Origin of the sequence: Planococcus citreus (genome assembly GCF_003664125.1) — a bacterium.
Taxonomy (GTDB): Bacteria; Bacillota; Bacilli; order Bacillales_A; family Planococcaceae; genus Planococcus; species Planococcus citreus.
In genome coordinates this window covers 486,750-500,642 of the sequence record NZ_RCCP01000001.1, presented here as the reverse complement: position 1 = coordinate 500,642, position 13,893 = coordinate 486,750, and the positions used below count along the sequence as shown (strand labels likewise).

Below are 13,893 nucleotides of genomic sequence, written 5' to 3'. Positions count from 1 at the left end.
TTAACCATAGGCCTAAAGCTTACATAAATTAGGAAATAAAATACAGACATAGAAAAAGAACGTAAATCCAAGGGGGAAACGAACTTGAATTCGAAGTCTAAATGGATGTTGTCCGGCGTTTCATCAATTCTCGCATTGTCTTTGCTAATGCCTACTGCACACGCAAACACTAGCAAGCTTGATGAATTGGAACAGGAGCAACAGCAAGTCCAAAAAGAACAGCAGAAATTGGAAAAAGAACGCAAAGAATTGGAAGAAAAAGAAGAAGACCTGAGCTCAGGCATCGAGAAGAAAGAAGGCGAGATCGAGAAAACGTCTTCGAAGCTTGACCGCATCGTTTCGGAAATCCAGCAATTGGATAAGAAAATGCAGGAAACACAGTCTAAAATCGATACAGTACAAGCTGAAATCGACCAAACCAAAGAAGAAATCGATGAATTAAAAGAAGCGATCAAAGAACTCGAACGTAAAATTGACGAACGCACTGAACTATTGAAAGAACGTGCGCGCGCCATCCAGTTGAGCGGTGGGTCTGTCGATTACATAGATGTTCTACTTGGCGCCAATAGCTTTATCGATTTTATCGACCGTTTTTCGGCAGTCAACACTTTGATCGAAGCTGACCGTGAAATCATGCGTGAACAAGCAGCCGACAAAAAAGAATTGGCTGCAAAAAAAGAAGCGGTTGAAACGATTCTTGCCAATCAAGAAGAGCGCCGCGCTGAACTGGTTTCTTTGAAAGCATCATTGGATAGCCAGAAAAAAGAACAAGCTGGATTGAAAAAGCAAATGGAAGCAGAACAGAAACGTTTAGCTTCAGAGAAAAACAATTTGGAAGCACAGCATGAAGAGGCGCTTGAAGTCAGCGCTGCAGTCGAGAAGCAGATTATGGGACAGCAAGCTCGCATGGCGAAACTGGCTCAGCAAGAAGAAGCTGAACGTACGCGTATTGCAGAAGCTGAACGGAAAGCGGCAGCTGAAAAAGCCGCTGCAGAAAAGGCCGCAGCTGAGCGTGCAGCAGCAGAGAAAGCAGCAGCTGAACGGGCAGCAGCCGAAAAAGCGGCAGCTGAAAAAGCAGCAGCCGAAAAAGCAGCAACTAAATCTTCATCAGCAAGTGCCAGCACCGCAAGCCCGGCACCAGCACCAACTCCAACGCCAGCACCGGCTCCGGCGCCAGTCGTCAAACCGTCAGCAAACTTCGTGATGCCGGCATCAGGGCGCCATACATCAGGATTCGGCGGACGTGATATCGGAGACGGCGCGGAAACGCATCTTGGCTACGATATTGCCAATAGCCCAGGCACGCCGGTTGTTGCTTCAGCTGCTGGATATGTATCATTTGCAGGGTCAATGGGCGGTTACGGGAATGTCATCATCATCAACCATTCGATTAACGGGCAACCATATGCGACAGCATATGCACACTTAAGTTCGATTGGCGTATCGGTCGGCCAAAAAGTCGGCCAACGCCAGTTTATCGGCGGAATGGGCAATACCGGACGTTCGACAGGGCCACACTTACATTTTGAAATCCACGTGGGATCTTGGAATGGTTCGCGTAGCAACGCTGTGAACCCAGCCAATTATCTTTCTTATTAATCCAAAAAGCCGCCAAAGCCATTCTTTCCGCTTCATGACTAGTGAAGTTTCGGAAAGGGGCTTGGCGGTTTTTTTATGGACACAATTTGTTGCGGAACAATTCCGGCGAATTTACTGGCTACGGACAGTTCGTTTATCGTATGATGGTAACGGAATGGAGTGAAAAGAATGTCGAAAAAAGTGATCGGGCTTCTGATAGCAGCCATTTTGGTCATTATTCTAGCGGTATGGGCTGTCTTTGATAGCCAAAAAGAAGACCGCGCACTGAATAAAATGGCCCTTGGCAGCACGGTCGATTTTTTGCCGACCGATGAAGGGCTGGCAAAAGGCGAACTCGCTCCCGACTTCGAATTGACGACTTTGAAAGGCGAGGAAATGCGCTTGTCGGATTACCGGGGCAAAGCGGTCATCCTTAATTTTTGGGCGACATGGTGCCCGCCTTGCCGAGCAGAAATGCCGCATATGCAAACTTTCTATGAGAACCAACAGGATAAAGATGTCGAAGTGGTAGCTGTCAATTTGACGACAGAAGACCGCGGCATGACGGAAATTAAAAACTTTGTTGAAGAGTTCGGCTTGAGCTTTCCGATTCCGATGGATGTGGATGGAGATATTGGCGCGCTCTACCAAGCGTTTTCCATTCCGACTTCCTATATCATAGACAGAGAAGGCCGTATCTTGCATAAAATTGTCGGCCCGATGGATGAAGAAATGATGAATGGATTTATCGAAGAAATCAATGAGGGGGAATCACAATGACATCAATCGATACGAAATCTGTACACACAGCCGGCATGGAAGAGCGGACAATCCGCCCGAAAGTCATGCCAATCTACCAAACATCCGCCTTTTCTTTCTCTTCTTTAGAAGAGTTGGAAGGCTATTACGAAGGAAACGGAACTTATCTCTATACGCGGACAGCTAATCCGAACACGGATGCACTCGGCCAGACGGTCGCACAGCTAGAAGGTGCACCGAAAGGCGTTGCTGCCTCTTCCGGCATGTCAGCGATACTCGCAGGCATCCTGTCTGTTGCAGAAGCGGGAGACCATATCCTCGCCGCAGAGGATGTATACGGAGGAACTTTCCACTTGCTGAAGGAAGAATTGAGAAGGCTTGGCATTACGGTCCATTTCGCTGATTTCTCGGAAAGCGGAACGATTGAGCAGATTTTGGTCGATTTCCCGGAAGTGAAATTGATGGTGAGCGAATCGATTACCAATCCTTTTTTGCGGATCGAAGACATCGAAGGGCTCGTCCAATTGAAAAATCAATACGGCGTTAAAGTGATGATCGATAATACATTCGCGACGCCTTATACGTTTACACCTTATACACAAGGCGTGGATTTGGTCGTACATAGCGCCACCAAGTACCTTGGCGGGCATAGTGATGTCACATCAGGCGTATTGGTAGGCGATCCCGCTTTAATCGAAGAAGCCACAAAACGTGTCGTGAATCTCGGCATGAACTTAAGCCCTTTTGAAGCATGGCTAACGATACGCGGCATCAAGACCTTGGCGCTTCGTATGGAAAAGCAAAACGCCAATGCACAGGCGATTGCCGACTTCCTGCAAGACAAGGCACGGGTGTGGTATCCGGGGAAGGGCGCGATTGTTTCATTTGAACTTCCTGAAACTGCCGACGTCTCAGCCTTCTTTTCTTCACTCGGCTGGATCAAGATCGTTCCGACTTTGGCTGGTGTCGAAACGACCGTCTCTTATCCATTCGGCACGTCTCACCGTGCATTATCCGCAGAAGAAAAAGCGCGGATCGGTGTAACTGAGCGGGTTGTAAGGCTTTCCGCCGGAATCGAAGGCATTGAAGATATCCTTGGGCAGCTGCAGCAGGCGTTTAACTGATTGAAAAAGATGTAGGGCTATCCCTGCATCTTTGGTACAATGGAAGATAAGTTCATTTAGCTTAAGGATGGTGTCAGTGGAGTGTTAACGGATTTTTTGATGGCGATCGCCATGTTTTTTCTTAACCCTGTTTTTTATGTCGCATTATTTGCTGCGACGATGCTTGGATATTTTCGCGTTAAAAAAGAACGCCGCATTTTCCGCACGCGGATCGTGTATGGCGGAACAGAATTTAAACGCTTGCTGAAAGATGGCTGGTTGTATGCGTTAATCTTATCGGTCATCGTGGCTGCTGCCGGTTTGGCAGTGCCGATGGAATGGTTGATTGCACTCAGCATCGTGAGCATTATCGTCATGCTGACAGGTTTTTACCACCTGGCTTCTTTCGTCTATTTGGCGGGAGCGGCAGCGCTGGTCGTCTGGTTGTTCGAAGCCAATGATTGGGTGATCAATCTAGGGTTCGCCGAAATGACGGGCAGGGGGCTTTCGGACGGCTGGCTCATTTCAGTCGCGTTGATTGCAGGGCTTTTGCTATTCATTGAAAGCCGCATGGTCGAAAAGTCAGCTGCCGCTGCCGCTTCGCCGCGTTTGCATAAATCGGCTCGCGGATTGCGTGCCGCTGCCTATATTTCACGCCGCCTATGGCTGATACCGGCTGTTCTGGTCGTCCCTGGTGAAATGATTTCCGAATATGCACCGTACTGGCCACAGCTGCCGATCGGGGAAACGGCCTTTTCATTCATTTTGTTCCCGCTGGTATTTGGTTTCCAAGGGCGCAGCAAACGCACGCTGCCTGTTTATTTGTATCCAAAAATCGCGAAATCGGTCGCTTGGTCAGCTGTGTTGACGATCGTCCTTGCCTTATTCGGTTTTCTTTGGCAGCCGATGGCGATTATCGCGCTGGCCGCCGGAGCATTGTTCCGTTTGGGAATTAGCTTGTTTTATGCACAGAAAGAGCGCAGCGGGAATTACACCGTGACACCACAAGCGCAAGGCGTCATGATCATTGACGTTCTTCCGGGATCTCCGGCAGAGAAGATGGGGCTTGTGCGCGGGGAAATCATCCGCAAAGTAAACGGCACAACCGTAACGAATGAAACAGAACTATACGAAGCGATCCAGCTCAATGCAGCGCATTGCCGCCTGGAAGTAATCGATCATAACCTGGAAATGCGTTTGCGGCAGCATGTCGTCTTCCGCCATGACCATCACCGCCTGGGTCTCTTGATTGTCGAGTAAGGAGAGAAGAATATGGAGTCAATGGTGACTAAGTTTTTCCTATCGCTGTTTGTGCCCGGGCTTCTGGTTATCCTGTTTACGCGCGTGACGTTCAACCATTATGTCGGCCTCATATTGACCGTGGCATTGATTGCCGCGGCCGTTTATGCCGGCTTCACACATACGTGGCTATTGTTTATCGTCAACGCCGCTTCGTTAACAGCTGGTTTCTGGTATGCGAGCAATATGTATCATAAAAGAAAAAAAGCCGAAGCTCATGAAAATGAGTGACGGCTTTTTTTCTTATCCGAACCAAAGTCCATATACGGAGAGAATGGCAATGGTCCCGAGCACGACGAGGATAACGTTCGCCCCGGTAAACGCGATGGCAAATGCGGATGCGGCCCCGATCACGCCGAACCAGACGTTTTCCTGTATAAAGAACACAGCCGGGAAAATCAATGCGCCGAGCACGGCATAAGGAATATTTCGCAAAACATTCTGTACAGCTTCCGGTAATTCACGGCCTTCCAAAAAGGTTAACGGTATTGCGCGTGGAATATAAGTAACAACGGCCATTCCAAAAATCATCCACCAAAACCAAGCACCCATCAGGCGGCAACTCCTTTCCGTGAAATCAGTTCAATGATGATCGCTGAAGCAAGCGTCGACACCATGATCGCCCAGCCAGTGGACAGCCAGCCGGTGAAATAGAACAGTGAGTTGAAAAGTGCGGCGATCAACGCCAAGCTGACAACTTTCCGGTTGCCTTTCATGGACGGCACGAGCAAGCCGACGAACATCGCATACAGTGCGATCGACATGGACGCCTGCAGGAAGCCTGGGAGGCTGGCGCCGATCAAATGGCCGAGAGAAGTGAACACAACCCAGCTTCCGTAGGAAATAACGATGACGCCCGCGGCAAATGAGGTACGGATTTTGTCGCCCGGTTGAGTGGCTAGCACCGTAAACGTTTCATCGGTAATGCCGAATGCGTACAGTGCTTTTTTCCAGCGGGCATCCGGTTCCATCTTTTCATTCAATGCCGCTGTCATCAAAAAGTGGCGGATGTTGACGATGAACGTATTGACGACAATGAGCGCCGGGAGTACACCGGCTGTGATAAGGGAAAGTGATATGTACTGGGCAGCGCCGGCAAAGACGAAAATGCTCATGGCGGTCGCTTCGATGAGTGATAAACCTGTCGTTTTGGCCAGCAGCCCAAAAGTCAGCGCAACCGGGAAATAGCCGATGGCAATGCTGGCGCCGGCTTTCAGCCCTGAAGAGAATCCGTGTTCTTGCAATTTATTCCGCTCCTTTTGCCGCAAGTATTTCTCTTTTCCAAAACGGGAGAAAGAGTGTAAAGTAATTATAATAGCATAGCATATTTTCTCCTGTTTTTAGATTCATTATTGAAAAATCGCGCAATTTAAAAGGAATGAGCTTATGTCGGATTTTTTTACTATGGAAAACATTGTCGAGTTAACGCAATCTTACCGGGCATTCGGCCCACTCATCGGATTTTTGCTGCCGTTCCTTGAATCGTTTTTGCCGTTTTTGCCGCTCTTTGTCTTCGTCTTCGCCAATGCGACAGCCTATGGCCTATGGCTCGGTTTCCTTCTGTCATGGGGCGGGGCAGTCGCCGGTTCGTATACCGTATTCCTGCTGATCCGCAAGTTCGGGCAAGCGCGATTCATGAATTTCATGACGCGCCATGAGAAAGTCGAAAGGCTCATCCATTGGGTGGAGCGGAACGGCTTCGGCCCTTTGTTCTTGCTGCTGTGTTTCCCGTTTACGCCATCGGCATTGGTCAACTTGGTGGCCGGGCTATCGAATATCAGCCGCCATTATTACTTATTGACCTTGATGGCAGGCAAATTCGTCATGGTCTTGACGATTTCCTACGTCGGCTATGATATCCGCGCTTTGTTCACACAGCCGATCCGGACAGGTATCGTCATTGCTGTCATCGTGCTGCTTTATGTTATCGGGAAAATTTTGGAGAAGCGACTCAACAAAAAAGTGGAAGCCGACTTCAAAAGGGCGAAAGAAGAGCGCGAAAAAGAACGGCTATCTTAACAGGAAAGTCGTTCTTTTCGATTGTTTATTGTATAATAAGAACAAACGTTCTTATTGAAAAGGGGTGCATTACATGTCTTTACGAATTGTCTACGGGCGCGCCGGTACCGGAAAAACCCGTTTTGTCCAAGAAGAAATCGCCGATAGTTTGAAAGACCAAGCGGATGGGGATCCAATATTCCTTATCGTCCCCGATCAGATGTCTTTTTCTACGGAGTATCGTTTGTCCGCCGCATACGGCATGAACGGCATGATCCGTGCGCAGGCCGTGACTTTCAAGCGCCTTGCCTGGCGCGTGTTGCAAGAGGTCGGCGGGATCAGCCGCAAGGAAATCGACACATTCGGCTACCGCATGCTGATCCGCAGCCTGCTCGAAGAACATAAGGATGAGTTTCACTTATTCAGAAGAGCGGCAGGCAAACGGGGCTTCACCGACCAAATTGAGCAATTGATCAAAGAGTTTTCCCGTTATTGCATCGATTGCGATGAACTCGGCACCATCCGGTCATCTCTTGAAACAGCCGGAGCCCCGAGGACGCTGCAGGACAAGGCAGCAGATCTCGAACTCATCTTGCTGGAAATCGACCGCAGGCTAGGCAAAGTGTTCGTGGATTCCGAAGGCCATCTCGGATTATTGAGCGAGAAAATCCGCCATTCGGAAACAATCAAGCATTCGGCTATTTATATCGATGGGTTCGTTAGCTTTACAGCGCGCGAGTTCCAAATCATTGAAGAGTTATTGAAACATGCCAAATCGGTGACGATCGTCTTGCCGATGGATGACACAAGCAGTACGGAGGATGAACAGTCGTTATTCTACCAATCCGCCGTCACGGCAAGCCGGCTTACGGATCTTGCCGCATCGGAAGGAATCGGGCTGGAACCGGAAGTATACCTGCAAGAGCCAAAACGTTTCATGAACGAGGAACTTCTGCATATCGAACGCTTCATCGAAACCTTTCCTGCCCCGTCCATTGAAGGGCAAGGGGCTGTCGAATTGGTCGAAGCGTCCAACCGCCGCGCTGAAATCCATGAGCTTGCGCGGTCGATCCGGCAGCAAGTGATGGATGGTTGCCGCTATAACGATATTGCGGTGCTGTACCGCCAGCCGGAAGTGTACGACGAATTGATCAACACTATTTTTCCTCAATACGAAATCCCTTATTTCATCAGCCAAAAAAAGTCAATGCTTCATCATCCATTAATCGAATTCAGCCGCTCCGCACTCGAAGCGGTCATCGGCAATTATGCGTATGAACCAATTTTCCGGGCGTTGAAGACGGATTTGTTCTTTCCTGAAGGCAATGTCAGCAAATGGCGGGAGCGAGGGGACCAATTGGAAAATTTCGTCCTTGCCAATGGCATCTACGGAGACCGCTGGTTTGATGACAAGCGCTGGATCTATAAAAAATACCGCGGGCTCGAATTTCATTCAGGCATCCAGACAGACGAAGAATTGGCGCTCCAGATGGAATTGCAAACCGTCCGGGATGTGGTGCGCGACCCGCTTGAGCGCTTGAAAACACGTCTCGGCGATTGCGTCACAGGCCGCGAATTTGCTACAGCGCTGTTTCAGTTCATCGAAGAGCTCGATGTCTATTCGAAAATCCAGCTGCTGAAAGACCGCGAAGAAGCCGATCATCAATTGCTTGCTGCGACGGAGCACGAGCAGGCGTGGAATCAATGGGTCGGCGTGCTCGATCAATTCGTCCTGATGTTCGGGGACAAAGAACTGGACCTCCAAAGCGCGGCACGGATTCTCGATGAAGGCTTCGAAACTCTGGAGTTTTCCCGCATACCGCCGTCGCTCGATCAAGTGACCATCGCCAAAATGGACCTGGCACGCCTAATGGATATCCGGTCGGTCTTCATCATCGGCGCAAACGACGGCGTCTTGCCGCAGCGCATCGAACACGAAGGGCTCTTGACAGATGCAGAGCGCGAGTGGTTCCAAAAAATTGGCATCGAACTCGCGCCAAGCTCCCGTATGCGTTTGATGGATGAAACTTATATGGCCTATCGCTCGTTCTCTTCCGCTTCCGATCGGCTGAGCGTCTCTTACCCGATTGCGGACGAAGAAGGAAAAGCCTTATTGCCTTCTTTATATATCAGGAAAATCGCCGATTTGCTTCAGTTGGAGCCTAAATTGGCAGCGATCGGCCCGGAAGAGCTGCATGAGCCGGATGCATTGGAATACATTAGCCATCCGCGTGCAACGCTTTCGCATCTGGCTGCCCAAATCAGGAGCGGCGAGCTCACGGGACAATGGCAGGCTGTGCTCGATTACTACCGGGAAGACCCGTTATGGTCGTCAATTATCAATCAAATCTTCAAGCCTTTGAGCCATGGGAAAGCTGAAAAGCTATCGGAAGAAATCGCTGAATCGCTTTACGGTGCACCGATCGCCTCGAGCGTATCCCGTATCGAGACGTATCATAGCTGCCAATTTGCCCATTATGCAGCTTATGGCTTGAAACTCGAAGAACGTAGCCAATACCGTTTGGCTGCACCGGCAATGGGAGATTTATTCCATGCCGCAATCAAATGGATTTCCGATGAAGTGATGCAACTCGGCGTTTCCTGGTCGTCGCTAAGCAAAGAACAATGCGCGGATCTCGCGAAGCGGGCGATCGAACAATTATCGCCTTATTTCGTCAACCAGATCCTGTTGAGTTCGCATCGCTATCGGTATATCCAATACAAGCTTGAAGGCATCATCCGCCAGACGGCTTTCATGCTGAGCAAACATGCGCAAGTTTCCGGCTTTGTGCCGGTTGCGCTTGAAGTAGGATTCGGGACGAAAGAAGCGATTCCGCCGCTCGACATTGCGCTTGATCGCGGGCGCAAGATGAATGTCAGGGGCCGCATTGACCGCATCGATTCAACTGATATCGGCGGCAAGCCGTATTTGCGGGTCGTCGATTATAAATCATCCAAGCAAGGCCTGGATTTGGGCGAAGTTTACCACGGGTTGGCACTTCAAACTTTCACTTATTTGGATGTGGCGCTGACCCATTCGAAGCGCTGGCTTGGGGAGCAGGCGGAGCCGGCAGGGGTGCTGTATTTCCATATGCACAACCCGATGTTGAAAATGACGAAATTACTGACCGCTGAAGAACTGGAAGAAGAACTTGCGAAGTCATTTAAGATGAACGGTTTGGTTGTTGAAGATCCGGAAGTCATACAAGCGATGGACGATCAGATCGATGGCTATTCGAATGTCATTCCAGTGCGGCTCAATAAAAACGGCTCGGTCTCGAAGGGTTCATCGAAAACAGTCGAAAAAGACGATATGGAAACGATCCGCAAATTTGTCCGAAAAAAACACCAAGGGGCGGGGAATGGCATTCTTGACGGCAATACAGCCGTTTCGCCATACCGCTTGAAAGATGACACGCCTTGCCAATTCTGTAATTTCCGTGCGGTGTGCCAATTCGACCCGAGTGATCCCGAACAAAGCTACCGCAAATTGCCGGTGTTGAGCTCTGACCAGGCAGTGGAGAAAATACGCAAGGAGTTGAGCGCTGATGATACCGGAAAAACCGAATGATGCTACATGGACCGATGAACAATGGCAGGCGATATGGGCAAAGGGACAGGATATGCTCGTATCGGCTGCGGCAGGTTCCGGGAAAACGGCTGTCCTGATCAACCGGATGATCGAAAAAGTGCTCGATGAACAAGATCCGATATCCGTCGATGAGCTTTTGGTCGTCACCTTCACGAACGCATCGGCAGCGGAAATGCGCCACCGCATGTCAGCGGCGCTTGAGCAGGCGGTCACGGAACAGCCAGAATCTGTTCATTTAAAAAAGCAGCTGCGGCTGATCAATAAAGCACAGATTTCGACTTTGCATTCGTTCTGCCTGCAAGTCGTGAAGCAATACGCCTATCTGCTGGAAATTGACCCTGGCTTCCGCATTGCGGGAGATACGGAAGCGGCCTTGCTTCGTGATGATGTCATGGAAGCGGTGCTTGAATCCGCATACGAAGGCGAAGGGCGCGAGAAGGTTTACAGGCTCGCAGACAGTTTTACTTCTGACCGCAGCGACCAAGCAATGGAGATCCTGCTGGGCAAACTATACGATTATTCGCGTGTGCATCCTGAACCGGAAGCTTGGCTTGAACAATTGCCAACGTTATACGATGTACCGGAACACGCCACGATCGACGGCCTGCCGTTCATGGAAGACTTGAAAATGACGATACGTCATAGTTTCGAAGCAGCGCTTAATTTACTTGATGAAGGTTGGGAGATAGCCACCCGTCCGGACGGCCCTGCCGTATTGGAAGAGAATTTCCGGATGGATGCTACGCTGATCCGCGCCGCAATCGACGCACTGGATGAATCTTGGGCATCGCTTCATGCTTATGCCCGGAACATTAAATGGGAGCGCTTGGCGTCTGTGAAAAAGGATTCCTGCGACCCGCAGTTGGCGGAAGAAGCGAAAGCACGGAGAAATGAAGCGAAAAAACTGTTCAATGATGTAAAAGAGGGGTATTTCACCCGCGCCCCTGAGCGCCTGCTTGCGGAAATGCGCGAAATGGCACCGCTTATGCGGACATTGGTCGATTTGACGAAGCGTTTTGCGGAAGAATACAAGGCTCTTAAAATCGATCGCGGTTTGGTCGATTTCTCGGATTTGGAGCATTACGCGCTGGAAATCCTGAGCGATGGGGGAGAACCTTCTGCGATCGCTCAGGATTACCGCACACGCTTCAAAGAAGTTTTGGTTGATGAATACCAAGATACGAATATGCTGCAGGAAACGATACTCAGCCTTGTGAAGTCCGGATCGGAACAAGATGGCAATTTATTCATGGTAGGCGATGTTAAACAGTCCATCTACCGTTTCCGTTTGGCGGAGCCGATGTTGTTCTTGGGCAAGTATTCCCGCTTTAGCAGGGAAGCGGACGAGACGGGCCTGCGAATCGATTTGAACGCCAATTTCAGGAGCCGCAAAGAAGTGCTCGATGGCACCAATTACATCTTTTCGCAAATTATGGGCGAGCGCGTCGGTGAAATCAGTTACGATGAAGATGCGGCATTGAAGCCGAAAGCGCCCTATCCAGAAGAAGATGTGCCGATTCACTTGACGCTTATCCATGAACCGGAAACAGAAGAAGGGGAAGAAATAACTGTCGATATGGACAAGTCGCAATGGGAAGCACGCTGGATTGCGCAAAAGATCCGCCATATGATGGATGCGGGAACGCTCGTGCACGATCCATGGAACGGAAAAGAGCGCCCGCTTGAATACCGCGACATTGTCGTTTTGATGCGTTCGATGACTTGGTCGGGTGACTTTTCCGACGAATTCAAAATGGCTGGCGTCCCTCTTTACGCAGAGTTGAGCGGGGGGTATTTCGATGCTCTTGAAGTGATGATAATGCTCAATACATTGCGCGTCATCGATAACCCGTACCAGGATATTCCGCTTGCCGCCGTGTTGCGCGCGCCGTTTTTCGGCCTACAGGAAAATGAGTTGGCAGCGATCCGTCTTGCCGATGCAAAAGGAACTTTTTATGATGCATTGAAAGCGTTTATCCGCATCGGCACAATGGATGAAGCGACTCGTATTAAGCTGGCCCGTTTCACGAACAGCCTCCGTATTTGGCGGGATTTGGCGCGCAGGGGCTCGTTGTCGGAGTTGATTTGGAAAGTCTACCTGGATACGAATTACTACGAAATGGCGGGTGCCATGTCGAACGGCAAGCAGCGCCAAGCGAATCTGCGCGCCCTTCATGACCGTGCGCTCGAATACGAAAAAACCGCTTTTCGCGGATTGTTCCGGTTCCTGCGCTTTATTGACCGCATGCGGGAGCGCGGGGATGATCTTGGGACGGCAAAATCATTGAGCGAAAAGGAAAATGTCGTACGGCTCATGACCGTCCATAAATCGAAAGGCTTGGAATTTCCGGTCGTCTTTTTCGCTGGGACAGGAAGGCCGTTCAATGAAATGGATTTCCACAAACCGTATTTATTCGACCAGCAATATGGCCTAGCGGTCAAGGCCGTCAATCCCGATACACGCATCGAATACACTTCATTGCCTTATCTTGCCGTTAAAGAGATGAAACAATTGCAGATGAAGGCTGAAGAAATGCGGGTGTTGTATGTGGCCATGACCCGTGCGAAAGAAAAGCTCTACTTGACCGCTTCGGTAAAAGACATTGACCGTTTACTCGAGAAGTGGAAAACTTCCTCGGGCGATGTGCTGTTGCCTGATTTTAAACGTTCGCGTGCAAAATCCTATTTGGATTGGATCGGCCCCGCTGTGTCTAGGCATCCCGATGCCGAAGAGCTGCATGTAGGCGGTGAAGTGCTCGATCATCATTCGCGCTTCCACATCGACATTGTCGAGACCGCTTCCTTGGAAGAGCCGCAGCCTTTGCTCGAAGCGCAACAAGACCGGCCGGAAGCCGAAGCGGATGCCGCATTGATCCACAGCCGATTCGACTTCGCTTATCCCCATCAGGCAGCTGTCGAAAAACGTTCCAAGCAATCGGTGACGGAAATGAAGAGGCTGCAGTTATTGCAGCGTTCGGATGAGCCGGAATCATTCATCCAGAATTATCAGCCGAAAGCGCAAAAGAAAGCACCGCATCGCCCGGATTTCCTGATGGATCGCAAACTGTCAGCTGCAGATATCGGTACGGCAGTCCACACCGTCATGCAGCATTTGCCGCTTGAGCGGCAGATGGATGTGGAGGAGATCCGGCAATTTCTCGACGAGTTGACAGGACGTGAAATTCTTACGAAGGAAGAAGCGCAGGCTGTCAAAGCTGAGCAAGTTGAAGCGTTTTTCCACAGTACGATTGCACAGCGCCTGATGAACGCCGAGGATGTCAGACGGGAAGTCCCTTTTACGTATGCACGCGCTGATGAAGATGGCGACCATCAAATCGTCCAAGGGATCGTCGATTGCCTGTTCAAGGAAGACGGGGAATGGATCTTGCTCGATTATAAAACCGACCAAACGCGCGGTATGGGCAATGTCCAATCGGCCATGAAAGAGCGCTACTCGATCCAATTATCAGTGTACCAAGAAGCGGTGGAAGCGATTTTGCGCATTGCGATAAAACAGCGTGTCTTGTATTTGTTCTCTACAAATGAAGAAGTGGAAGTCTAGGA

The 13,893-nt window shown here is 50.0% G+C and carries 10 protein-coding genes; 8 read left to right on the top strand and 2 right to left on the bottom strand.

The window, feature by feature from the left end; translation table 11 throughout:
* The first annotated feature begins 84 nt into the window (after positions 1-84).
* From DFR62_RS02580 to DFR62_RS02560, 5 genes are all read left to right on the top strand, one after another.
* Positions 85-1,599, top strand: a complete 1,515-nt coding sequence (locus DFR62_RS02580) for a murein hydrolase activator EnvC family protein (RefSeq protein ID WP_121297893.1) — start codon at positions 85-87, stop codon at positions 1,597-1,599.
* Between the two features lie 168 nt (positions 1,600-1,767).
* Positions 1,768-2,358: a redoxin domain-containing protein gene (locus tag DFR62_RS02575; RefSeq protein WP_121297892.1), complete on the top strand. Its 591-nt coding sequence runs from the start codon at positions 1,768-1,770 to the stop codon at positions 2,356-2,358.
* A complete protein-coding gene (locus DFR62_RS02570; RefSeq protein WP_121297891.1) occupies positions 2,355-3,461 on the top strand; it encodes a trans-sulfuration enzyme family protein in 1,107 nt (368 codons plus the stop codon). The genes DFR62_RS02575 and DFR62_RS02570 overlap by 4 nt, the downstream gene beginning before the upstream one ends.
* 81 nt (positions 3,462-3,542) lie before the next feature.
* A complete protein-coding gene (locus tag DFR62_RS02565) occupies positions 3,543-4,700 on the top strand; it encodes a PDZ domain-containing protein (protein WP_241663183.1) in 1,158 nt (385 codons plus the stop codon).
* A 12-nt stretch (positions 4,701-4,712) separates the two neighbouring features.
* Positions 4,713-4,970: a CsbA family protein gene (locus tag DFR62_RS02560; protein WP_121297890.1), complete on the top strand. Its 258-nt coding sequence runs from the start codon at positions 4,713-4,715 to the stop codon at positions 4,968-4,970.
* A 12-nt stretch (positions 4,971-4,982) separates the two neighbouring features.
* Here the strand turns inward: DFR62_RS02560 and DFR62_RS02555 are convergent, their stop codons facing one another.
* Positions 4,983-5,291, bottom strand: a complete 309-nt coding sequence (locus DFR62_RS02555; protein WP_121297889.1) for an AzlD domain-containing protein — start codon at positions 5,289-5,291, stop codon at positions 4,983-4,985.
* Entirely contained in the window at positions 5,291-5,983 is a 693-nt protein-coding gene (locus DFR62_RS02550) for an AzlC family ABC transporter permease (protein ID WP_121297888.1), read from the bottom strand. The genes DFR62_RS02555 and DFR62_RS02550 overlap by 1 nt, the downstream gene beginning before the upstream one ends.
* A 160-nt stretch (positions 5,984-6,143) precedes the next feature.
* Between DFR62_RS02550 and DFR62_RS02545 the strand changes: the two genes are divergently transcribed.
* The 3 genes from DFR62_RS02545 to addA all read left to right on the top strand — a co-directional run bounded on the left by DFR62_RS02545 (position 6,144) and on the right by addA (position 13,891).
* Entirely contained in the window at positions 6,144-6,758 is a 615-nt protein-coding gene (locus tag DFR62_RS02545; protein ID WP_121299454.1) for a TVP38/TMEM64 family protein, read from the top strand.
* A gap of 73 nt (positions 6,759-6,831) precedes the next feature.
* The gene (addB, locus tag DFR62_RS02540) at positions 6,832-10,308 is read left to right on the top strand and encodes a helicase-exonuclease AddAB subunit AddB (protein WP_121297887.1); all 3,477 of its coding nucleotides are present in this window, start codon (positions 6,832-6,834) and stop codon (positions 10,306-10,308) included.
* On the top strand, positions 10,286-13,891 hold the full coding sequence (gene addA, locus DFR62_RS02535; protein ID WP_121297886.1) for a helicase-exonuclease AddAB subunit AddA: 3,606 nt from the start codon (positions 10,286-10,288) through the stop codon (positions 13,889-13,891). Before addB ends, addA begins: the two co-directional genes overlap by 23 nt.
* Positions 13,892-13,893 lie beyond the last annotated feature (2 nt).